Genomic DNA, 20,215 nt, shown 5'->3' with positions numbered 1-20,215 from the left:
GTTGGGCATTACATCCGTATTAATGAAAGAAAATGTAAAAAAGAAAGAGACAGATATTGATGTTCAAGAAAGAGATATTAACGTTTTAATTGAATCTGCCAGCCGAGTGATCGCGCCACTCTGGCCTATTTCTACATTTGCTGCACGCAATCCGTGGATGGGACTTGAAAACCAACCTTTTGATCAGGTTGCGAGCTGGTTGAAAAACACTCGTAATGTTGATATATACCCTAGTGCGTCTATGATCCGTTCAGCAAAGAATAAAGGTGAGATTGATGAAGACTTTGTGGAAATGGGGCTGCAACATTGGCTTGATTCACATTCCTTTCATATCCCAAGGGACGTGGCAGAGCGATTTTGTCTAGCTGGATTACAATTAGAACCACTGCCTTCCGACCTTTTATCATCACATAAGCTGGAGAAATTGGTGAATGAATGCAGTGGAGTGGATCATATCGAGAATGTTTTTATGCAGCCAATCAGTTCGTATATAGAGAATCAGGATGGTGAAAAGGTAGTCAACATACTAGATCATCATGTCATTAAATGGAGTAAATTATATCTTGATGACTCTCAAGCAGGTTGGACAATGCCAAACCGTGAGGAAGGTTTCTATCGTGCCTGGCAGCATCTCATTCAGTATGATCCAGCACTTAGTAAAAAGCAGCGTGAAAGGTTAAAAGGTTGGCCGCAAGATGCACATGTGGCTTTACAAGAAGCGTTATTCGCACTAGAAATCCCCGAATCAGAAATCCAGCGTTATCTTGAAGGCCATTTACTTTCCTTACCCGGATGGGCAGGGATGATGCTTTGGCGCTCCCAACAATCGAGCCATGAACATGCACTTCTAACAGAATATTTAGCAGTTCGGATATCCATGGAGTGGGCTCTTATAAAGCCATATTTACCTATTAATAATGAACGATTTGAGAATAAAATTTCAATTACTCCCCTTATAGCAGCTTGGATTCATTGGGGGGGCCTTACATTAGAAGAATGGGCACAGATGCCGGCCGATGAACAAAACGAATATTTATCATTTGCCTACAGCTTTGATGAGAAACTTCGCAGGAAACTTTGGTTAGAAGCATGGGAGCAAACACACACTGATCGATTAAGTCAGAAGATCATCTCGAAACAACGTGAAACCAACGGTAAAAAATCTGCATTAGCTCAATTAGCATTCTGTATCGATGTACGGTCAGAGCCTTTTCGTCGTCAACTAGAAAAAGCAGGCCCGTTTGAAACGATTGGTGTTGCTGGTTTCTTCGGGGTGCCGATTGCAACTTGTGAACTTGGCAGTAAACACAGTCATGCCTCTTTGCCGGTCATACAAAAACCGCAAAACAAAATAAAAGAGTTCGCAGATGAAGATGTACTCGAAAAATACAACCAACGCAAGCAGGCAGTTCATTCCTTAAGCTATACATTTAAAAAGATGAAACAGAATGTACTTACGAGCTTACTTCTACCTGAGCTAAGTGGACCTTGGCTTAGTTTGCAAATGGTGGCACGCAGCTTTGCGCCAAGAAGAGCAGATCGTTTTATTCGTAATCTTCGTGAGACTTGGTTACGGAAACCTGATACAAAACTCTCGCTTCATCATGTTAATGACACAGAGGCAGAGATACCTGTGGGTTTTACTGAAGAAGAAAAAGTGAACTATGCTCGGCAAGCACTAAAAATGATGGGATTAACAGAGAATTTTGCACCCTTGGTCGTGATTTGCGGACATGGCAGTCAAAGCACCAATAATCCTTATGCCGCGGCTCTTGATTGTGGTGCCTGCGGTGGAGCGGCCGGCGGATTCAATGCAAGAGTTTTAGCTGCTTTATGTAATCTTTCAGAGGTAAGAGAAGCTCTATTAACTGAAGGAATGAAAATCCCTGAGGATACGGTTTTTGCCGCTGCTGAACATAATACAACGGTGGATGAATTACATTGGCTTTATGTGCCAGATCTTTCCGAAGCTGCACAGGAAGCATTTGATCATATTGAAGCCGTTATGCCTAAAGTAAAACATCATGCAAATGCAGAACGACTGGCCCAATTACCGAATGTCCAATCGAAACTTAAAAATCCGAAGGCTGAGGCACACCGATTTGCGGAAGATTGGAGTGAGATACGTCCGGAATGGGGACTGGCTCGTAATGCCGCTTTTATTATCGGCCAACGTGAACTAACACAGGATTGTGATTTGGAAGGAAGAGCTTTCCTTCATAATTATGATTGGAAGCAGGATGAAAGCGGTGAACTCCTAGCAAATATTATTGCAGGACCTGGAACTGTGGCCCAATGGATTAATTTACAATATTACGCATCAACAGTAGCACCCCATTATTATGGCAGCGGAAATAAAGCAACTCAAACCGTTACTGCAGGTCTCGGAGTGATGCAGGGGAATGCAAGTGACTTGTTAGCCGGACTGCCTTGGCAATCCGTCATGCAATCAGACCATGAGGCTTATCATTCTCCTCTTCGTTTGTTGATTGTCATCCAAGCGCCTAGACAACATGTAGAACGGTTATTAAATAATGACCCAGTATTTCTGCAAAAAATTCAAAATGGATGGGTTCGACTGGCTAGTATTGATCCAGAAGGATGTTGGGAAAGCTGGTAATTATGAATCTAAACATTTCTCAAATGGATTTGTTACTTAATATAAAAATGATAAACATAAGGAAGAGGTGTGTTATATGAATGTAAATAAAAAAGTATTATTTTTGACGGACATGGAAAACGGTTTGGAGCCTATTTTACAAGAAGTGACTAATACTCCAGCAGAAAATATGCTGACGATACAAAGTTATGGTGCCGCTATCTCACACCCTTATGGAGAAATCATGAGGTCTGTTATTTTTGCGATTTACCAGGAAGATGTTGAGGAGGTCTTTGTAGTAGGAACAAAAGATAAGCAGACTTCAACAGATCATGGACTAACTCAACTTGAAACAATGAAAGATAAAATACAGACATTGGATTATCTCTTTCAACATTGCAAGCCTGAATTTTTAGGCGGTACAGTCGATGAATGGCTAAATGAAGATAGCAGTGGCGCTGTTGAAAAAAGTGTTGATATCATTCGTCAACATCCACTGGTGCCGTCATATGTTAAAGTCAGAGGTTTAATCGTTGATCATAAGGATGGGGAATCCTCAATTGTGGAGGTTCCTTCTACTAAAACAGGTCAAGTCTTACCTGATCATTGCTTGTCATGATGGAGTGAAGTGGTCAGCTTCTACACCCATATATGGGGAGAAAGCAGTTTTAAGGAGAATGTAATGGGCGCTAATATAACTGATTTTGTCACGAAAACAATAGAGGAAATGACTCTGTTTGATCGTGAAAATATGCAATGTATGAAAAAAGTAATAAGAAAAGCAATTCATTTTTATCATTTAAAATCTTATGAAGAAGTTGAGGAAACCCATTTAGGGAGCGTTCGATTTTTGCATGTACATTCTATGATGGAAGAAAATATGTTATCCAAAATTGTAGCGGTCACAAGAAACGGCACAACTGATTTGGATATTGAAGGTGTATATGAAGGACATGTTGTAAGAGAATATTAATGAGACGAAATAACGAATAGAATATGCCAATTATTTTGCCAGGAGATGTGTTATATATGAAAAAAACGAAAGGTTCTATTGAATCAGAGATCAGTAAGTCCATTACGCAATGGGAGAAGGATTATCTTGGGCGTGGGTCTGTATCTGTTAAAACTGATATACTGCGGGATATGATCATCGTTAATTTAAAAGGAATTTTAACACCAGCAGAATATGCAGTTTGTGGATCAAAAGAGGGTATGTTATCTATCAAACAAACTCGTTCGGAGCTAGTTGAATCAGGGATAGAGGGTCTAAAGGATATTATCCTAACGATAACTGGAGAAGAAGTGAAAAGTTTTCATACCGATTTAAGCTCTCGGACAGGCGAACGAGTGATGATATTTAAATTATGTAATGATCTTGAGAAAAATCTATAATATTTGGAGAGATAAAAAAGCAGAATGAGAGCAAAGTATATATAAAGCAGCGCTTTCTAATGGTCAATCTAACAGTAGATATGCGAAAGTTAAGTTCTGTAATACCTCCAACTGAACTGAAATAAGTCTTCAGATTTTTAATGTCTAAAAAGAAGTCAGTCATCAAAAACGAATTGACATATCGGAATATAACGATATAATAAACGATATGGAACCCATTGAAGTATTCAAAGCCTTATCAAATGAATCAAGGCTGCAAATTTTGCAATGGCTGAAGGAACCTGATCGTCATTTTTCACCCCATGAAGGGATTGATATGAACACAATCGGGGTATGTGTCAGTCAAATAACAGACAAATTGAAAATGACGCAATCAACGGCTTCCCAATATCTCACCATCCTTTTAAGAGCCGGCCTGATTAAGGCTCAACGAATCGGAAAGTACACTTATTACAAAAGAGATGAAGAAGCCATTGGGAAACTTGCGGACTTTCTTAAAACAGAGATATAAAAATAAACATCAAAAGATGTTTATTTTTACGCCATACATATCGACATATTACGATGTGTTTATTTTTTAAATTAACACATCGATAATTCGTGATATGTTGTTCTAATAAAAATAAGGAGTGAACGTTTATGTCTAACACCTTGAAAATTTATATGTTAGCCATTGTCAGCTTTTTAGTCGGAACTTCAGAGTACATCATTTCCGGTATTTTGGATCACATTGCGCATACACTCGGGATCACCTTGGCTGCCGCGGGCCAGCTCATTACGATCTTTTCACTTGTATATGCTCTTTTAACACCCGTACTCATGGCGTTGACAGCAAGTATGGATAGACGCAGATTGATGATTTATGCTCTCGGTTTGTTTGTGTTCGGCAATATCTTGGCCTTTGTTCTGCCTGGTTATGGTTGGTTTATTGCAGCGCGGATCATTATGGCGATGGGAGCAGGTGTGGTTGTTGTAACCGCATTAACGATTGCCGCTAAGATTGCGCCGGAAGGGAAGCAGGGCAGTGCCATCGCTACGGTCGTTATGGGATTTACCGCTTCTTTAATCATTGGTGTTCCGCTTGGAAGAATGATAGCAGTAGCATTAGGCTGGAAGTCTGTATTTGGTGCAATTGCTTTGTTGGGATTGATCGCAATGGTCGTTATATTCTTTACTCTTCCGCATACTGAAGGGGATAAACCTGTACCTTTGCTTCAACAGCTTGCTCTTTTCAAAAAACGGAAAGTGGCGATGGGCTTATCAATCACTTTCTTCTGGCTCGGGGGATATTCTGTTGCTTATACCTATTTGTCACCGTATCTCTTGAACATCTCAGGTATAAACGGCAAACTGCTTAGCGGTGTTTTGCTTATATTTGGAATAGCCAGTTTGGTTGGATCAAAGTTTGGGGGATATAGCACCGATAAATGGGGAGTGCCCTTTACACTCGTTGGCGGGATGACATTGCATATCGTCACACTGATTCTGCTGTCACTTGTCACCCATTCCCATATCGGAGTGTTGGTGATTCTGATATTATGGTCGTTTGCCGCATGGTCTACCGGTCCGACACAGCAATTCCACCTGGCTACAATAGAACCGGGGATGTCAGGTGTTTTGCTTAGCATGAATCAGTCAATGATGCAATTCGCCATGGCAGTCGGCGCAGGAATAGGGGGAGTTTTTGTAGAAAACGTATCATTGGCCTCGATTACCTGGATTGGTGCATTAGGGGTTATGATTGCCATTATTGCATCATTGATGATTTTTCATTCGCAACCGAAACAAGCGCTAAAAGATATCAATCAATAATATACTTCTTAAAATTCAATGGGTTCATTTCGAAAGATCTAACATCCGCTCGTAATATAAGCGGGTGTTTTTTACAAGCTGTTCAAAATCTATTGTGTCGAAGGCGACTGAAGCTGAAAGAGATGTCTTACATCCAGACAGAAGGCTTTGGGGTATCTGTTGTTCCATTGCAGCTGATCGTTCACTATGCTGCATTGCATCGCGGCTGTGATGTTGATAAGCCGCGTAACCTTGCGAAGAGTGTTACTGTGGAGTAAAATGATTAACCCCCTTTAGCTACAATTGTCTAGAGGGGTTTTTTTTATGTCGAAAACAACCAGAACATTTAAATTTGATAAAGATGTATTAAACAAGGGCGAGATTCTAACCTACTATAGGTTCATAGAAAAAGCCTGTGCTAAAGATTCTAGATGTACCTTCATTAGGTACTCCTACTAGTTTGAAAGCTACTATCTTTTCTTAACTGATCATACTGATTTGGGTTTATAATAGAGGATATCTGCTTTAATACTGGTATAAAAAATATTTGTAGTTGCAAATTGGTTAAGCACTAATACTACCCTGGTTCTAGACTAACTGAACCATTGCAATAACAACTGAATCATTCATTGAAGTGTATTCGAGATCAAAATCTTATAAATTAAAATAAGTATATAATACTCCATGGTAGCTAGACATGAGATTAGCAAGTAATTTTGCAAGGTAATATTACATGTTGTTACTGAAACTAAATGGAGCTGAAAAAATATTATATCTGATATAGGCACTCTTGAATAAATTGAATATAATATTAATTATTACTAATACAGTGAACGAATCTTAGATTAGTTGAAAACTCAAATTAGGAGAAACAAATGAATAAAAAATGTCAAGTATTTACTCCTGCTAAGATTGTAGTAGAGATGTTAGATCTAGTAGGGTATGTTTCAAATTTATATGGAAAAAAGGTCATTGAGAATGCTTGTGGAGATGGAAATATTTTAAAAGAAATTGTTAAAAGATATATTGAAGAATGTTTACACAAAAGTTTATCTTTAGAACAAATAAAGGCAGGGTTGGAATTAGATATATACGGGGTTGAAATAGATCCAATCCACCAGAGTAATTGCATAAAAAATTTAGACTTAATAGCAGCCAATTATGGTTTGTATAATGTATCTTGGAATATCTTAAATAGGGATATATTAAAAACAAAATTAGAAATAAGCTTTGATTTTGTTATAGGGAACCCTCCATATATTACTTATAGAGATTTAGATGAGGATACAAGATTATTTATTAGAGAAAATTTTAAATCTTGTTCAAAAGGGAAATTTGATTATTGTTATGCGTTTATTGAGGCTAGCTTAAATAGTTTAAATGATAAAGGAAAAATGGCATATCTTATCCCCAGTAGCATATTTAAAAATGTATTTGCTCAAAGATTACGAGATATGATGCTTTGTGATATTACGGAAATATATGATTATACAGTACAAAAAATATTTCATAATGCGCTAACATCGTCTGCAATACTAATTTTTGATAAAGGTAGGGTATGTGATCAAGTTAAATATTTTGATATAGAAAACGATAATTCAATTAGCATAAATAAAAATAAACTAACTGAAAAATGGGTGTTCTCCCAGCCGATAGAAGAAAATACTCAATTAGAAAAATGTAAATTCAGTGATTTTTTCACTGCTTCAATCAGTATTGCAACATTATTAAATGAGGCATTTGTTATAGATAATTTTGAATCCGATAATGAGTACATTAAAGTTAGAGATTTTAAAATAGAAAAGGAGATTCTACGTGAAACAGTAAGTCCTCGGGGGTTAAATTATAATAAAAAAGAGTGTATAATATTTCCTTATTTCTATTCAAATGGAGAGTTACGTAGATATTCGTTGGATACATTCCAAAAAAAGTTTCCTGAGGCAATAAAATATTTAGAAACATATAAAGATAAATTGATTAAAAGGAAGTCTGATAAAAATGTGCATTGGTACGAATATGGAAGAACACAAGCACTTGCACATTTGAATCAAGAAAAACTTTTAACCTCTACCATTGTAACAAAGAAAGTAAGAATTTATGAACTGAATAAGGAATGTATCCCATACTCGGGGATTTATATTGTGTCTAAAGGAGATTTAAAGTTAGATAAAGCTAAGAAGTTACTAGAAAGTGAGTCATTTTATCATTATGTAAGTTCTATTGGAATTAATGCTAGTGGGAGTTCATTAAGAATTACCGCACGAGATATTAATAATTTTGAGTTTTATAGACAGGAGGTGTTCTAATAATGGAGAAAATGAAGTATAAAATTTCATCACGTGCAACAATATTATTAGGACGTGAGAGTGTATCGAAAGTAGATGGGGCTATTATTGAACTAGTAAAAAACACATATGATGCTGATGCTACACTATGCTTTATATGCTTTGATATTGAAAATGATTGTATTTATATTTTTGATAATGGTGTCGGTATGACCAAAGAAGTAATAGAAAATTGTTGGATGATGATTGGAACTGATAATAAAAGAGAAAATTACAAGTCAGTTAAAAATAGAATTAAATCAGGTGAAAAAGGCATAGGAAGATTCGCGCTTGACCGCTTAGGAAGTCAGTGTGATATGTATACAAAAAGTGAAAAAGAAGAATTAATACTCTGGAGGAATGATTGGACAAAGTTTGAAGAGCGAGGAAAAACTATTAACGATATAGAAGCTGACTTTGCATATCTTAATGATAAGTCGTTTAAACAGACTATCCCTTCAGAAATGTTAAAGAGTATTATAAATATAAAAGAAAAAAAGGAAAAAGAACACAAAATAAGTATAAGCCTTGAAACAGGAACACTTTTAAAAATAAGCCAATTACGTGATACTTGGACTAATAGAGAAATCAATAATATATTTAATTCTTTAGGATTTTTAATTCCTCCTAACGAGCAAAAAGAATATACTATAGGTGCTCAAAAGTCATTCTTAGATCCCTATTTTATTGTAGAGAATGAGATTTCGGAGGAATACGATTACAGATTATTTGCAGAATTTGATGGAGAAGTATTCAAAATTACTTTAAATAGAAATGAGTTTGACTTAAATCAAATGCCTAAAGAAATATTCAAGTTAGACGATTTTAAAGATTATCCTTTTAGGTATGAGGATTTCAAAAATAAAAATATCTATTATGAGTTCACGATACCTGAACTTATGAGAAATAAAGATGAAAAATATCAAGATTCAATTAAAAAAATAGGACCGTTTAAATTTGATTATACTTATATGAAAATGTCTCTTAGTGAAGATACTAAAGAGGATTTTTATTATAAACAAATTAGCAAGAAACGTAAGATCTGGCTTAAACAACATAACGGTATAAAAATATACAGGGATAATTTTTTAGTTAGACCTTATGGAGATTCAGAATCAGATTCTTTTGATTGGCTAGGTATAGATGCTAGAAAAGCTAAAAATCCTGCAGGAATCACTCACCAAAGTGGAAATTGGCATGTAGGGAATCGCCAAGGACAAGGCACAATTTTTATTTCTCGTATTAATAATGGAAGTATATTAGACAAGTCTAGTCGAGAAGGCATAATTGAAAATAATTATTTTAAAAATTTTAGAGATGTCATAAAAAATATTATTTCTGTTTTCGAAAGAGATCGAGCATATGTAGCAAGAACAATAAAGAAATATAAAGATATTGTTAGTGAAAAGGATAGAACGAAACAAACTGGTAAAGAACTGGCGGAAGAAATCCTAAAAGAAAAAAATAAAGAAGAATCTTCTGATGATTCGAAGCAAAATGAGCAGACAGAACGAGTTGAAACCCTTGCAAAAGCTGTACAGTATTTTCAAGAAGAGAGAGAAGAATTAATTTCAGAAATAAAATTATTAAGGGAATTATCGACAAATGGATTGATTACAACATCAATAGTGCATGATTTAAAAAGTATAAACGCAATTTTAGTTAATAGAGTACATTCACTGAAATTTGCTATTGAAAATAAAAATAATATTTTAGTAGAGCGCTGTTTAGCAGATTTGAAAAAAAATGATACTTTTCTAAAGTCATGGATAACAGTTATAACTAGTCAAAAAAAAGATAAAAGAAAGAGACTGAAAAAAAATATTTATGAGACAGTTAAGAATACTATTCTTGTATTAAATCCGATACTAAGTCAGAAAAACATTAGAGTGAACATTCAAGATGATAATAATGAGGTTTTTAAAAGAATATTTGTCTCTGATTTTGAGAGTATTATTTACAACTTAATCATAAATTCAATTGAATCTTTTGAAAAAATAAAATTAAAAGAGCGAGTTATTAATATTAGAATGGAAACAAATTCTGAATTCATTCTACATTATGAGGATAATGGTAGTGGTTTGTCTGATATATTCAAAAATCCTTATGACATTTTTAATTTTGGAGTAACTAGCAAAAAAGATAGAAATGGGGAATCGATTGGAACAGGATTGGGTATGTATATTGTTGCATCAACGCTAAGAGAATATAATGCAGAATATAATATAACAAAGCACATCTCAGGTTTTGGATTAGAATTAAAATTTTCTATATAGGTGGCTAAATGATGAAACAGGTATTTAAAATAGGAATAATCGATGATGACTCTTCGAAAGCGACTCAAATAATGATAAAATTGACAGAAGGATTCAGTAAAGCGACTTATGAAAAACAAAATAAATACTCAATGTTTCAATTTAATCCAGTAGAGCTTGAAATTATGGATGACCTTGAAGGAATGATTCAACAAGTAATAAAAGAAAGGCTTGATTGTGTCTTAGTGGATTATAAATTATCATCATATAAAAATGTAGATTATTCAGGGGTTGAGTTTGCCAAAGCACTTGGTGAGGCATTGTTTGATTTTCCTATTTTTATTATAACTTCATATGAAGATGATCTTTTTGTAAATGAAATATTTAATGCTTACCAAGTATTTGATTTTGCGAGATATTTAAATGAGGAATCAGAGAGAATCGAAATAAACTATAAAATCATTGAACAGATTTTGAAAACTGTAAAGCAAAGAAAAAAATGGGAAGATGAAATAAAAATTTTGTTACCTTTAGCAGGAACATCTCAGGAAATAGATTCCAAACTACTGGAATTAGATTCTAATTTAGAGAGGTCTATTAATGGTAATAATTCAATTCCAAGTAAGATGAAGAGAGATTTAGATTCAAACAAATTAAATGAACTATTAAATAAGATAGATGCAATCTTAGATAAGGAGTAAAATATTGGGGAAAGTAAAATGTAAAAAACCTATAAGGTCTTATAGCGGAGAAGTATGGCGTACAAATAGTTCGAATAAACGTAGACTGGCTAAAGATTTTGATAATAAATGTGCTTACTGTGATGATTATGATATTTATAGTGGTGGCTATAATGTGTATCATGTAGAGCATTTTGCACCAAAGGAAAAATTTAAAGAACTTGAGTTTACATATGATAATTTATTATATAGTTGTCCATTTTGCAATATTTCAAAATCTAATAAGTGGGTAGGTAACACATCAAATGAGAATGTTATAGGAAATCAAGGATTTGTTGACCCCTGTACTGATGAGTATGACGTGCATCTTGAAAGGGACGACAAAGGGAAAATTTTCTATAAAACATTATTAGGTAAATATATGTATGAAGAATTAAAGCTTTATCTAAAAAGACATAGCATATTCTATAATTTGGAGAAGATACGATTGAAAAAAAAATCGTTGAAAGAGAAAATAGACGAAAAAAAAAGAAAAAATGAAGATTATGTTGAATTGGAATCATTTTACAAAGATCTTTGTGTGATATTTTGTGAATATTATGATTTAATCTTCGAAGAAGAATGTGAACCTGTAAGTTAAAAAATATAATGTATAGACTAGCGATATTCTGATAATAATGAATCGATAATTTTCTAGTTGGATTAAAATTTTCGATATATTATTTTAAAAAACTCGCATTTTGTAAATCAAAATGCGAGTTTTCATTTGAATTAAAATTGATAAGAGCTCCATATATTACATTTAAGATCCATTATATATTATATGCCTGATTGGCTTTTTAGCATAAATATTTTATCTTAAAAAATCAGACCATTTTTCGTACAGAATACTCCGGAGCCCAACACTGAGAAGTTTCATATATTTTTATGTAAATTGAGTCTCCTATTTTGATGCATAGAAAACATAATCGCAAACTCTGTATCATTACCGGCAGGATTGTACTCAGGGCTGTGATAAATCGTCATGGGCGTGCCGAGCAAGGTAAGTTTATCAACAGCAATTCTTTCATATAGCCTGCTAAAATATTTTTCGTATCCTAGGGCATAGTCATTACTGCTCATCATTTTGCGTAAATACAGGATGTTCATTGGCTTGGTTTCAGCAAGCACTACTTCTATATCGTCAAGCCATGACATCATTGGTTTGCCTTTCTCTGCACGCAGAATATCGAGGTTCAATTGGGTAAGGGTATATTCATAAGCATCGATCTTTTCCTGTACTTCTTTTCTTTTTCGCTGAAGGGCAGAACCAAGCTTTTCTTCAACCTGATCCTCTTCCAAATCGAGAATGGCTTTGATTTCTTCTAAAGAAAAATGATACGACTTTAAACGGTTAATCAAGATCATTTCTTTCAGCTGCCTGATAGAATAATATCGATATCCATTTTCAGGATTAATGTCTTCGGGGTGGATGAGTCCGATTTCATCGTAGTATCGCAGTGTTTTTGTTGATACTTTGCATATCTTTGAAAAATCACCGATCGACAGCAAGCGATCACCTCCATGCTCCAAATGTACACCTTTCCGTAAGGGCAAAGTCAAATATGAAAATAAAACTGTTCCAAAGTTAATCAGTTATTTATTTTGATATCGTATCCTTTCAGTATCACGTGAAAGGAGCATCATATGAAAACGTTATGGAAAGTCGTAAAAATCTTTTTTGGCAGCATAGTTGCTTTGATTTTGCTTGCAGCCGTCTCGGTCTTTATCTACCACCATTACCAGCTAAATCAGGAAGCAGCACTCCTTAAAGAAAAAGGCACATTAGTCGATGTTGACGGTAAAAAGATGAATGTGTATCAAGAGGGAAGCGGGAAGGATACGTTTGTGTTTATGTCCGGTTCGGGGATTGCGGCGCCTGCTTATGAGATGAAGGGGTTGTACAGCAAGTTTTCAAAAGAAAACAAGATTGCTGTAGTGGATCGTGCAGGCTATGGCTACAGCGACGTGTATGATGATGACAGGGATATTGATACAATATTAGAACAGACGAGAAAAGCGCTTCTGCAAAGCGGGAATAAGCCTCCTTATATTTTAATGCCTCATTCCATATCCGGGATTGAAACGATTTATTGGGCGCAGAAATATCCTGAGGAAATTAAGGCGATTGTTGCGATGGATATTGGATTGCCTCAGCAGTATGTCACGTATAAATTGAGCGGGATTGACAGACTGAAAATGAGGGGGTTCCATCTGTTGACTTCGATCGGTTTTCATCGATTTATGCCTTCCGCAGTATACAATCCTGAGGTGATTCGGCAGTCGTTTTTAACTGATGAAGAAAAAGAAATCTATAAAGCCATTAATTTTAAGCAATTTTTTAATGCTGATATGGAGCATGAGCTGTTACAGTCTGACCAAAATGGCAGCAAATCTGTAAATCTTCCGGTACCAAAAGAAACCCCGATTTTATTTTTAGATGCCATCGCTGATCAATATAAAAACTCAAAATATACAAAACAGCAACGTAAAGATTATAAAGAACTTGCAGGCCAATTAGAAGTATCAGAAGTGAAAGAGCTAAGGGGCACACACAGCATATATTTATACCAGCCTGATCAGATCTATCAGCTTTCTATGAAGTTTCTCAAACAAAAACTGAAATGAAAGGTTCGCTAAGATGAAGGGTTATCATATTTTAATCGTGGAAGACGATGTCATGATTGGTGATCTGCTGCAGAAGATTTTGCAGCGTGAGGGATATCATGTGATGTGGAAAACAGATGGAGCGGATGTGCTTTCGGTGATTCAGAAGGCGGATTTGATCATTATGGATGTGATGCTGCCGGGTGAGGACGGGTATCAAATGTCTAAGAAAATAAAAGATTTGGGGTTAAACCTTCCTATTATTTTTCTGTCCGCCCGCAATGATATGGACAGCAAGCTTCAAGGGTTGAAAATTGGCGAGGATTACATGGTAAAGCCTTTTGACCCGAGAGAGCTGCTGCTGAGAATGAAAAATATGCTAGAGCATCATTATGGCACCTTTACGCAAATCAAACATTTGTATATTGATGCAGATACCAAAAAGGTATTCAATGGGAGTTTGCACCATGAAGTGCTGTTTACCGCGATTGAGCGGAAAATATTCTTCTATCTGTATGAAAACAGAAACAATATCTTAACAAAGGAACATTTCTTTGATTATCTATGGCAGCTTGAAGACAGGAATCCGAATATCGTGAATGTGCACATTAAAAAAATCAGAGCGAAAATTAATGATTTAGCGGGTGAGATCATTGAAAATATCTATGGAGAAGGGTATCGGCTGAATACCGTTGTGAAGAAATGAAGCTAAAGACAAAATATCAGTTGTTATTATGTACGGCCGTCATTAGTGTTCCGGTACTGTTGCTGGCGGTTAGCATTTTGATGTCGGTGATTTATGACAGCCTGTTTAAACCGATCAATCATGGCGTGCCCTTTCACAGGTCTTTTGCGTATCCGGCAATGCTGGCCGTATTTTTATTATCACTTTTATTGTTAGCTTTTTTATTTTCAAAATCGATCCATTCTCTGCTGCGTAAAATCAATCTATTGAATCAAACCATTCGGCATCTGGCGAGTGATCAAAAGGTGCCTGATAAAATAGAAGTGAAACGCGCTGATGAAATTGGCGAATTGATCAAGTCGGTCAACTTGTTAATTGAACGGACAACGTACCGGGAACTGGAACTAAGACAGCGAGAGGAAATAAAAAAGGAGCTGCTGCAAAAACTAAGGCATGATATCAATACACCTTTAACAGCTCTCAGGCTGCAGTTATTTTATTTGGAGAGCCAGTGCCAGGATCAAACCGCATTTGAATCTTTGTACCAGCAAATTGAATATATTGCGGAATTAACGAATGAATTCAATCATTACTCAGCCGAAACGTTAGAGAGTTCTTATATTGTAAATGACGAAGTTAATATTTCTGATCTATTAGAAACCACAGTGAAAAAGTGGGATTATTTATACAGTATCAATGGCATTGAATTGCAATTTAAGCCGTCAGGTCAAAGTTTGATATGGATGAGCAACAGTTTATGGATCCAAAGGTTATTCGATAACATTTTTCAAAATACGCTAAAGCATTCGAAAGCTGAAAAGCTGGAAGTCACGATAGAAAACGGAGCTGTTTCGATTCGCGATGATGGCATTGGATTTGATAGAGATCAAGATAGTAACGGGCTTGGGTTGAAGATTATTGAGGATATATGCCGGTTGCTTCATATTACTTATGTGCTGAAGACAAATGGAAATGGGACTGCGTTTTTGTTTTCAAAAAAGTGATCCGGCTATGTTTTTCTTTCTTCCGAACAATTATATATAATAGGAAGCAGAAAAGGGGTGAACAGCATATGTTTAAAAAAATCATCAAAACGATCAAGTACCTCTCAAGCAGCTCGAGTGATCGCCATCGCAGACACCGGCACTACAGCAGCAGCCGGCGCCGCCATTACCGGAGCTACAGCAGCAGCTCTGGCAGAAGAAGACATTATGATCGTTATGGCGGCAGTCACCGCTACAAACGCCGGAGCTACAGCAGCAGTTAATCGCAAAAAAAGTTCTTGTTCCGCATTGGGACAAGGGTTTTTTATGTCACTGATTGAATCGCACGCTTCAGGTCTTCGCGAATGGAAGCCGTGTGCTGATACTCTTCATCAATGCCCAATAATTTTTTCAGCAGCAGGGTTACTTCTTTTGTCAGCGTTAATTCCTCCAGCCAAGTGGCGTTTTTCTTCTTTTTCCCTTTATATTGAGAGTACAGCAGGAACAACAGGGTTTCTCCGAGATCGAAGAAGTCATCCTGTTTTCTGAGCTTTAATTCCTCATCTTCTTCATGAGATAACTGTTTGGCAAGGCCGAAATCGATAAGATATACGTTACCGTGATTCATCATAATGTTTGGCGTTCTGATGTCAGTGTGAAAAATGAGACGTTCATGCAGGTATTCTACAATGTCCAGCAGCTGAGACATCAGCTGTAATGCCATCAGCTCTGTAAACGGCTGTTTTTGAAAAAATAACAATTCCTCTATATTATCGCCCTCGACCAGCTGCATGACATAGCAGGCTTGTCCGTCTATGCTGAAGTCTTCTATGAAGGCCGGGATTTGCGGGTGGCTGATGCTTTTGAGCAGACCAATTTCCTGCTGAAATCGGACTCTTTCCTTTTGTTTTTTTGCTTTTGTCGGACGGAGCTGTTTTAAGACGTACGGTGTTTGCGTATGAACATCGGTGCACACATAAACCAAGCCGTAGCCGCCCATGCCGAGGCATTCTTCGATTTTGTATTGGTTGTTCAGTAGGAGGCCGTTCTTCAGTGGGCGGTCAAATAATAGCTTTTTTAACTGTTTTAATGCCATTGCGCTGCACTTCCCTTGGTTGTACTGATTATAGTTTATCAAAACAATTGCATCTTGGGCTAAGTCTATTCTATGGAAGCTTAGCATAAAAAAGAGCCGGATCCCTGTAATGGCAGTGATTCCGGCTGCGGAAACAGAATAAGTACAAGTAAATAGAACTGACAGCATGAGAGCGAATTGAATGATCCATTTTTAGCCATGAGAAAGCCTCCTTTTTTCTCATCATGCATAATAAAGTTCCGGATGTAAATAAATGTTTTAATAGGTTAATATATACAAGGGATTTGCCGATAAATAGAGAAGAGAGAATTATTCAGGAGGGAATCGAATGCGTCTGGATCGTCAATATATCCGCACCCAGCTCATGGCACAGTATATCACAAAAAAGTTTCGGCTGATAAAGCAGGAGTACATCTGCAGAGGTGCTGGGAAAGGCATACAGCCGGCTTGAAACATTAAAACGTCAAACCGGCGTGAATTATTAGGTAAGCTGTTCATCGTGAACAGCTTATTTTTTTATGCCCATCTCATGAAAGCAGCTGTATCATGCATCGTTTTCAATATTGTCATGATTTCATTATATTCATATAAAAGATTTTAATTAAAGTGATAGATCAAACCCATTGAATGAAAGTGTTTACCCGAAAAAAACAATTGTATTTTCCAGAGAAATTTATTATGATGAAATAAGTAATTTTGGAGATTATCTAACAATTTTATGATTGAATTTTCTGATATTTTCAGCTTGATAAGAAATGAAGAACGTTTTGGAGGCTGGTCGGCCTTGATCCTATTTCGGTTGAGCTGTACATGTATTCGTTTTTAAGAGGAGGAAGCGGAGTGGAAAATAAAGAATTGAAGAGGGGTTTGAACGCCCGTCATATTCAGATGATTGCCTTGGGCGGTACGATCGGTGTTGGTTTATTTATGGGTTCTGCCAGCACGATTTCATGGACTGGCCCGTCTGTCCTTCTGGCTTATGCGATTTGCGGAATTTTTATCTTTTTTATCATGCGTGCAATGGGTGAAATGCTGTATGTGGAGCCGAGTACCGGTTCTTTTGCAACATTCGGCCATAAATACATTCATCCCCTTGCTGGTTATATGACGGCGTGGAGCAACTGGTTCCAGTGGATTATCGTCGGCATGTCAGAAATTATCGCAGTCGGTTCTTATATGAAATATTGGTTCCCGGATTTGCCTGCTTGGATACCTGGTATCATAGCTATGGCAATTCTTGGTGCGGCGAACTTAATTTCTGTTAAGTCGTTTGGCGAGTTTGAGTTTTGGTTTGCGATGATTAAAATCGTGACGATTATCTTAATGATTATTGCCGGATTCGGGATTATCTTCTTTGGCTTTGGCAACGGCGGAGATGCCATCGGTTTGTCTAATCTGTGGTCTCACGGAGGCTTCTTTGCGGGCGGTTTCTCAGGATTTTTCTTTGCATTGTCTCTGGTTATTGCGGCTTATCAAGGGGTTGAGCTGATCGGGATTACTGCCGGAGAAGCAAAGGACCCGCAAAACACGCTGCGCAACGCGATTCAAAGCATTATCTGGCGTATTTTGATTTTCTATATCGGTGCTATTTTTGTGATTGTGACGGTATATCCTTGGGATGAGCTGAATTCACTTGGAAGCCCGTTTGTGTCTACGTTTTCTAAAGTTGGAATTACGGCAGCGGCCGGCATTATTAACTTTGTCGTTATCACGGCGGCGATGTCAGGCTGCAACAGCGGGATATTCAGCGCGGGACGTATGCTTTATACATTAGGTGTCAATGGACAGGCACCGAAATTCTTTGCGAAGATTTCTCGCAATGGTGTGCCGCTGTATGGCACAATCGCGGTGCTGATCGGATTAGCTGTCGGCGTTGTGCTGAACTATGTTGCGCCGCCGAAGATTTTCGTTTATGTATACAGCGCAAGCGTGCTGCCGGGGATGATTCCTTGGTTTATCATTTTGATCAGCCACCTCGGATTCAGAAAAGCGAAGGGCGCGGCGTTAGATAAACATCCGTTCAAAATGCCGTTTGCACCTTTCACAAATTATTTGACGATTGCTTTCTTGCTGATGGTTCTTGTCGGCATGTGGTTTAATGATGATACTCGGATATCTCTAATTGTAGGGGTTATTTTCTTAGCTCTTGTGGTCATCAGTTATTATGCTTTTGGAATTGGGAAGCGCGTGCAGGCGGATCTTACAAAAAGAAATCAAGCAGCTGAATAATAAAGGAAAAAGAGACATTGACTGATGTCTCTTTTTTCATTTTTTGCGTATGGATTTTTCTCATTTCAGCAACCTATAGGATATAGAACGCAAAGGAAAGGTGCTTATACTATGGATGTTACACTCGGTTATTTGCGCGAGTCACTTTCAAATCATCTTGAAAACGAAGTCTGTCTGCGGATTTGCAAGAAGATGCTGGCGAAGCGCTATGCCAATGAAGAGGAGTTTGTAAAGGATTTGGATGACGATGAGATGTCATATTTGAATCAGGTGCTGGAAAAGGAAATTAAGTATGCCCAAGACGAACAGGATCAAAAACGGGCCAAGGAATTAAATGAGGTGTATGAATTACTGCTTTGAGAAAGGCGGGAATGAAATTGGGTGCGATTGAACGAAGCGGATATACGTTTCAGCCGGAGTTTAGTGTCGTCCGGCAAAATGGGGCGATCCACGTGTATCATCATGGAGAATTTGTTGAAGAAATTGAATTTGAGTTTAACGGGGATTACCCGGATCATGATTTGATTGAAGAGCTTGTGAATCATTATTGCTTCGAGCATGACATTTAAGAGCCCTGTACGTTTGCAGGGCTCATTCATTTATGAAGTAATCAGGCCATACTTTTTTAGAATATCAATTGTGATGTTTTTGGCTGTTGTACCGGAGTCATCAACATTGGTGACAAACGTATAGGAGCCGTGCTCTGTTTTGATGAATCCGACAAACCATCCTAATCCCATGTCTGTCAGGCGGGTTCCGGTTTTACCGTAAAGCGTAAAATGATCTCCTTCATCTTGAATCATCATGCGTTTGACCGTTTTCATGACCGTTTTGTCAAACGGGAGCTTCTCTTTGTAAAGCTTCTCCATAAAGGCTTCTTGTTCCAACGGAGAAATTGTCAGAGAGCTTTGCAGCCAAAACTGGTCGATTCCGCCGCTGATATCTTCGTTTCCGTATGACAGGGTATGAAGCCATGTTTTCATTCTTTCCTCGCCGATGTCCCTCGCTAATGCCTGGTAATACCAGATGGCAGATTCCCGCATGGCTGAGCCAAGTGTATGGTCGCGGTTCCATGATTCGAATTCGCGTTTGACGCCATCCCAGCGTTTGACATCATATTCATCCCGGACGGCTTTTACCTGCAAGCCGATTAAGGCATTGGTCACTTTAAAGGTAGATTGCGGAGTTTGTCTTTTGTTGGCCCGTTCCTTGTTGTAGACAAATGTCTTATCCTTTTCTAAATCATGAAGGATGAAGGTTCCGTCAGTATCCTTGAACTCCTTATCCACATTCATCCGGCTGACATTCAGGTGCTTTTTTGTTTCATTGGAGGGCGCTTTTGCATGAACGGACAAACCTCCTGTCACGGCAATGACCAGCACAAGAAAAGCATATATCCATTTCTTCATTTTGATCTCCCCTTTGTTTTGATCATCTATCTTTTCTCCATTTCTGCTTTTCTACCTTTAAAAGTAATGAAAAAATGCTTGGAAGCAAATACTGTAATTGGGTTTATCTTCGTGAGATAACGTGAA

General features: G+C 37.2%; 20 protein-coding genes and 2 pseudogenes. 19 read left to right on the top strand and 3 right to left on the bottom strand.

Annotated features, from left to right (window positions below; genetic code table 11):
- The first annotated feature begins 1 nt into the window (after nucleotide 1).
- The 11 genes and pseudogenes from MTN95_RS08055 to MTN95_RS08010 all read left to right on the top strand — a co-directional run bounded on the left by MTN95_RS08055 (nucleotide 2) and on the right by MTN95_RS08010 (nucleotide 11,681).
- The gene (locus MTN95_RS08055; RefSeq protein ID WP_248337712.1) at nucleotides 2–2,620 is read left to right on the top strand and encodes a DUF2309 domain-containing protein; all 2,619 of its coding nucleotides are present in this window, start codon (nucleotides 2–4) and stop codon (nucleotides 2,618–2,620) included.
- Nucleotides 2,621–2,696: 76 nt separating this feature from the next.
- Nucleotides 2,697–3,218: a carbonic anhydrase gene (locus MTN95_RS08050; protein WP_248337662.1), complete on the top strand. Its 522-nt coding sequence runs from the start codon at nucleotides 2,697–2,699 to the stop codon at nucleotides 3,216–3,218.
- 63 nt (nucleotides 3,219–3,281) lie between these two features.
- Nucleotides 3,282–3,572 carry a DUF6407 family protein gene (locus MTN95_RS08045; protein WP_248337660.1) on the top strand — a complete coding sequence of 97 codons (291 nt, stop codon included), beginning with the start codon at nucleotides 3,282–3,284 and terminating at the stop codon, nucleotides 3,570–3,572.
- 56 nt (nucleotides 3,573–3,628) lie between these two features.
- Complete coding sequence (locus tag MTN95_RS08040) at nucleotides 3,629–3,991, top strand: Na-translocating system protein MpsC family protein (protein WP_248337658.1); 363 nt, start codon at nucleotides 3,629–3,631, stop codon at nucleotides 3,989–3,991.
- Nucleotides 3,992–4,199: 208 nt separating this feature from the next.
- Nucleotides 4,200–4,502, top strand: a complete 303-nt coding sequence (locus MTN95_RS08035) for an ArsR/SmtB family transcription factor (protein ID WP_024120036.1) — start codon at nucleotides 4,200–4,202, stop codon at nucleotides 4,500–4,502.
- Nucleotides 4,503–4,630: 128 nt separating this feature from the next.
- Nucleotides 4,631–5,803, top strand: coding sequence for an MFS transporter (locus MTN95_RS08030; RefSeq protein ID WP_248337656.1), 1,173 nt, complete (start codon nucleotides 4,631–4,633; stop codon nucleotides 5,801–5,803).
- Between the two features lie 152 nt (nucleotides 5,804–5,955).
- Nucleotides 5,956–6,060, top strand: a pseudogene (locus MTN95_RS21535) (hypothetical protein); the annotation flags it as partial.
- Between the two features lie 597 nt (nucleotides 6,061–6,657).
- Nucleotides 6,658–8,088, top strand: a complete 1,431-nt coding sequence (locus MTN95_RS08025) for an Eco57I restriction-modification methylase domain-containing protein (RefSeq protein ID WP_248337654.1) — start codon at nucleotides 6,658–6,660, stop codon at nucleotides 8,086–8,088.
- A gap of 2 nt (nucleotides 8,089–8,090) precedes the next feature.
- The gene (locus MTN95_RS08020) at nucleotides 8,091–10,382 is read left to right on the top strand and encodes an ATP-binding protein (RefSeq protein ID WP_248337652.1); all 2,292 of its coding nucleotides are present in this window, start codon (nucleotides 8,091–8,093) and stop codon (nucleotides 10,380–10,382) included.
- An 8-nt stretch (nucleotides 10,383–10,390) separates the two neighbouring features.
- The gene (locus MTN95_RS08015; protein ID WP_248337650.1) at nucleotides 10,391–11,062 is read left to right on the top strand and encodes a response regulator; all 672 of its coding nucleotides are present in this window, start codon (nucleotides 10,391–10,393) and stop codon (nucleotides 11,060–11,062) included.
- Between the two features lie 4 nt (nucleotides 11,063–11,066).
- Complete coding sequence (locus MTN95_RS08010; protein ID WP_248337648.1) at nucleotides 11,067–11,681, top strand: HNH endonuclease family protein; 615 nt, start codon at nucleotides 11,067–11,069, stop codon at nucleotides 11,679–11,681.
- A gap of 326 nt (nucleotides 11,682–12,007) precedes the next feature.
- Here the strand turns inward: MTN95_RS08010 and MTN95_RS08005 are convergent.
- A pseudogene (locus MTN95_RS08005) lies at nucleotides 12,008–12,592 on the bottom strand (MerR family transcriptional regulator); the annotation flags it as partial.
- Nucleotides 12,593–12,727: 135 nt separating this feature from the next.
- Between MTN95_RS08005 and MTN95_RS08000 the strand changes: the two are divergent.
- The 4 genes from MTN95_RS08000 to MTN95_RS07985 all read left to right on the top strand — a co-directional run bounded on the left by MTN95_RS08000 (nucleotide 12,728) and on the right by MTN95_RS07985 (nucleotide 15,639).
- Complete coding sequence (locus tag MTN95_RS08000; RefSeq protein WP_248337646.1) at nucleotides 12,728–13,708, top strand: alpha/beta fold hydrolase; 981 nt, start codon at nucleotides 12,728–12,730, stop codon at nucleotides 13,706–13,708.
- Between the two features lie 13 nt (nucleotides 13,709–13,721).
- Nucleotides 13,722–14,393 carry a two-component system response regulator YbdJ gene (gene ybdJ / locus MTN95_RS07995; protein WP_202852387.1) on the top strand — a complete coding sequence of 224 codons (672 nt, stop codon included), beginning with the start codon at nucleotides 13,722–13,724 and terminating at the stop codon, nucleotides 14,391–14,393.
- Complete coding sequence (gene ybdK / locus MTN95_RS07990) at nucleotides 14,390–15,376, top strand: two-component system sensor histidine kinase YbdK (RefSeq protein WP_248337644.1); 987 nt, start codon at nucleotides 14,390–14,392, stop codon at nucleotides 15,374–15,376. The genes ybdJ and ybdK overlap by 4 nt, the downstream gene beginning before the upstream one ends.
- Nucleotides 15,377–15,444: 68 nt before the next feature.
- Nucleotides 15,445–15,639 (top strand): hypothetical protein, encoded by a 195-nt coding sequence (locus tag MTN95_RS07985; protein ID WP_248337642.1) that lies wholly within the window; start codon nucleotides 15,445–15,447, stop codon nucleotides 15,637–15,639.
- Nucleotides 15,640–15,680: 41 nt separating this feature from the next.
- Here the strand turns inward: MTN95_RS07985 and MTN95_RS07980 are convergent, their stop codons facing one another.
- A complete protein-coding gene (locus MTN95_RS07980; protein ID WP_248337640.1) occupies nucleotides 15,681–16,451 on the bottom strand; it encodes a serine/threonine-protein kinase in 771 nt (256 codons plus the stop codon).
- A gap of 328 nt (nucleotides 16,452–16,779) precedes the next feature.
- On the opposite strand from MTN95_RS07980, the gene MTN95_RS21530 reads away from it, so the two are divergent.
- The 4 genes from MTN95_RS21530 (at nucleotide 16,780) to MTN95_RS07965 (ending at nucleotide 19,249) form a co-directional block, all read left to right on the top strand.
- Nucleotides 16,780–16,902, top strand: coding sequence for a hypothetical protein (locus tag MTN95_RS21530; RefSeq protein ID WP_282459444.1), 123 nt, complete (start codon nucleotides 16,780–16,782; stop codon nucleotides 16,900–16,902).
- A 389-nt stretch (nucleotides 16,903–17,291) separates the two neighbouring features.
- Nucleotides 17,292–18,680 carry an amino acid permease gene (locus tag MTN95_RS07975; RefSeq protein ID WP_248337638.1) on the top strand — a complete coding sequence of 463 codons (1,389 nt, stop codon included), beginning with the start codon at nucleotides 17,292–17,294 and terminating at the stop codon, nucleotides 18,678–18,680.
- Nucleotides 18,681–18,791: 111 nt separating this feature from the next.
- Nucleotides 18,792–19,040 carry a sigma-G-dependent sporulation-specific acid-soluble spore protein CsgA gene (locus MTN95_RS07970; protein ID WP_010332841.1) on the top strand — a complete coding sequence of 83 codons (249 nt, stop codon included), beginning with the start codon at nucleotides 18,792–18,794 and terminating at the stop codon, nucleotides 19,038–19,040.
- Between the two features lie 17 nt (nucleotides 19,041–19,057).
- Nucleotides 19,058–19,249 (top strand): DUF5370 family protein, encoded by a 192-nt coding sequence (locus MTN95_RS07965; protein ID WP_044162226.1) that lies wholly within the window; start codon nucleotides 19,058–19,060, stop codon nucleotides 19,247–19,249.
- Nucleotides 19,250–19,279: 30 nt separating this feature from the next.
- Here MTN95_RS07965 and blaOXA read toward each other — a convergent pair whose 3' ends face one another.
- Nucleotides 19,280–20,089, bottom strand: coding sequence for a class D beta-lactamase (blaOXA, locus tag MTN95_RS07960; protein WP_248337636.1), 810 nt, complete (start codon nucleotides 20,087–20,089; stop codon nucleotides 19,280–19,282).
- Nucleotides 20,090–20,215: the final 126 nt, after the last annotated feature.

Source organism: Bacillus sp. 2CMS4F, assembly GCF_023161785.1.
Classification (GTDB): Bacteria; Bacillota; Bacilli; order Bacillales; family Bacillaceae; genus Bacillus; species Bacillus halotolerans.
This window is presented reverse-complemented; position numbering and strand designations above follow the sequence as displayed.

Bases quoted from the DNA above. Each gene is read 5' to 3' on its own strand.
- MTN95_RS08050 (WP_248337662.1), top strand. From the start codon at position 2,697: ATGAATGTAAATAAAAAAGTATTATTTTTGACGGACATGGAAAACGGT.
- MTN95_RS08045 (WP_248337660.1), top strand. From the start codon at position 3,282: ATGGGCGCTAATATAACTGATTTTGTCACGAAAACAATAGAGGAAATG.
- MTN95_RS08040 (WP_248337658.1), top strand. From the start codon at position 3,629: ATGAAAAAAACGAAAGGTTCTATTGAATCAGAGATCAGTAAGTCCATT.
- MTN95_RS08035 (WP_024120036.1), top strand. From the start codon at position 4,200: ATGGAACCCATTGAAGTATTCAAAGCCTTATCAAATGAATCAAGGCTG.
- MTN95_RS08030 (WP_248337656.1), top strand. From the start codon at position 4,631: ATGTCTAACACCTTGAAAATTTATATGTTAGCCATTGTCAGCTTTTTA.
- MTN95_RS08025 (WP_248337654.1), top strand. From the start codon at position 6,658: ATGAATAAAAAATGTCAAGTATTTACTCCTGCTAAGATTGTAGTAGAG.
- MTN95_RS08020 (WP_248337652.1), top strand. From the start codon at position 8,091: ATGGAGAAAATGAAGTATAAAATTTCATCACGTGCAACAATATTATTA.
- MTN95_RS08015 (WP_248337650.1), top strand. From the start codon at position 10,391: ATGATGAAACAGGTATTTAAAATAGGAATAATCGATGATGACTCTTCG.
- MTN95_RS08000 (WP_248337646.1), top strand. From the start codon at position 12,728: ATGAAAACGTTATGGAAAGTCGTAAAAATCTTTTTTGGCAGCATAGTT.
- ybdJ (WP_202852387.1), top strand. From the start codon at position 13,722: ATGAAGGGTTATCATATTTTAATCGTGGAAGACGATGTCATGATTGGT.
- ybdK (WP_248337644.1), top strand. From the start codon at position 14,390: ATGAAGCTAAAGACAAAATATCAGTTGTTATTATGTACGGCCGTCATT.
- MTN95_RS07985 (WP_248337642.1), top strand. From the start codon at position 15,445: ATGTTTAAAAAAATCATCAAAACGATCAAGTACCTCTCAAGCAGCTCG.
- MTN95_RS07980 (WP_248337640.1), bottom strand. From the start codon at position 16,451: ATGGCATTAAAACAGTTAAAAAAGCTATTATTTGACCGCCCACTGAAG.
- MTN95_RS21530 (WP_282459444.1), top strand. From the start codon at position 16,780: ATGCGTCTGGATCGTCAATATATCCGCACCCAGCTCATGGCACAGTAT.
- MTN95_RS07970 (WP_010332841.1), top strand. From the start codon at position 18,792: ATGGATGTTACACTCGGTTATTTGCGCGAGTCACTTTCAAATCATCTT.
- blaOXA (WP_248337636.1), bottom strand. From the start codon at position 20,089: ATGAAGAAATGGATATATGCTTTTCTTGTGCTGGTCATTGCCGTGACA.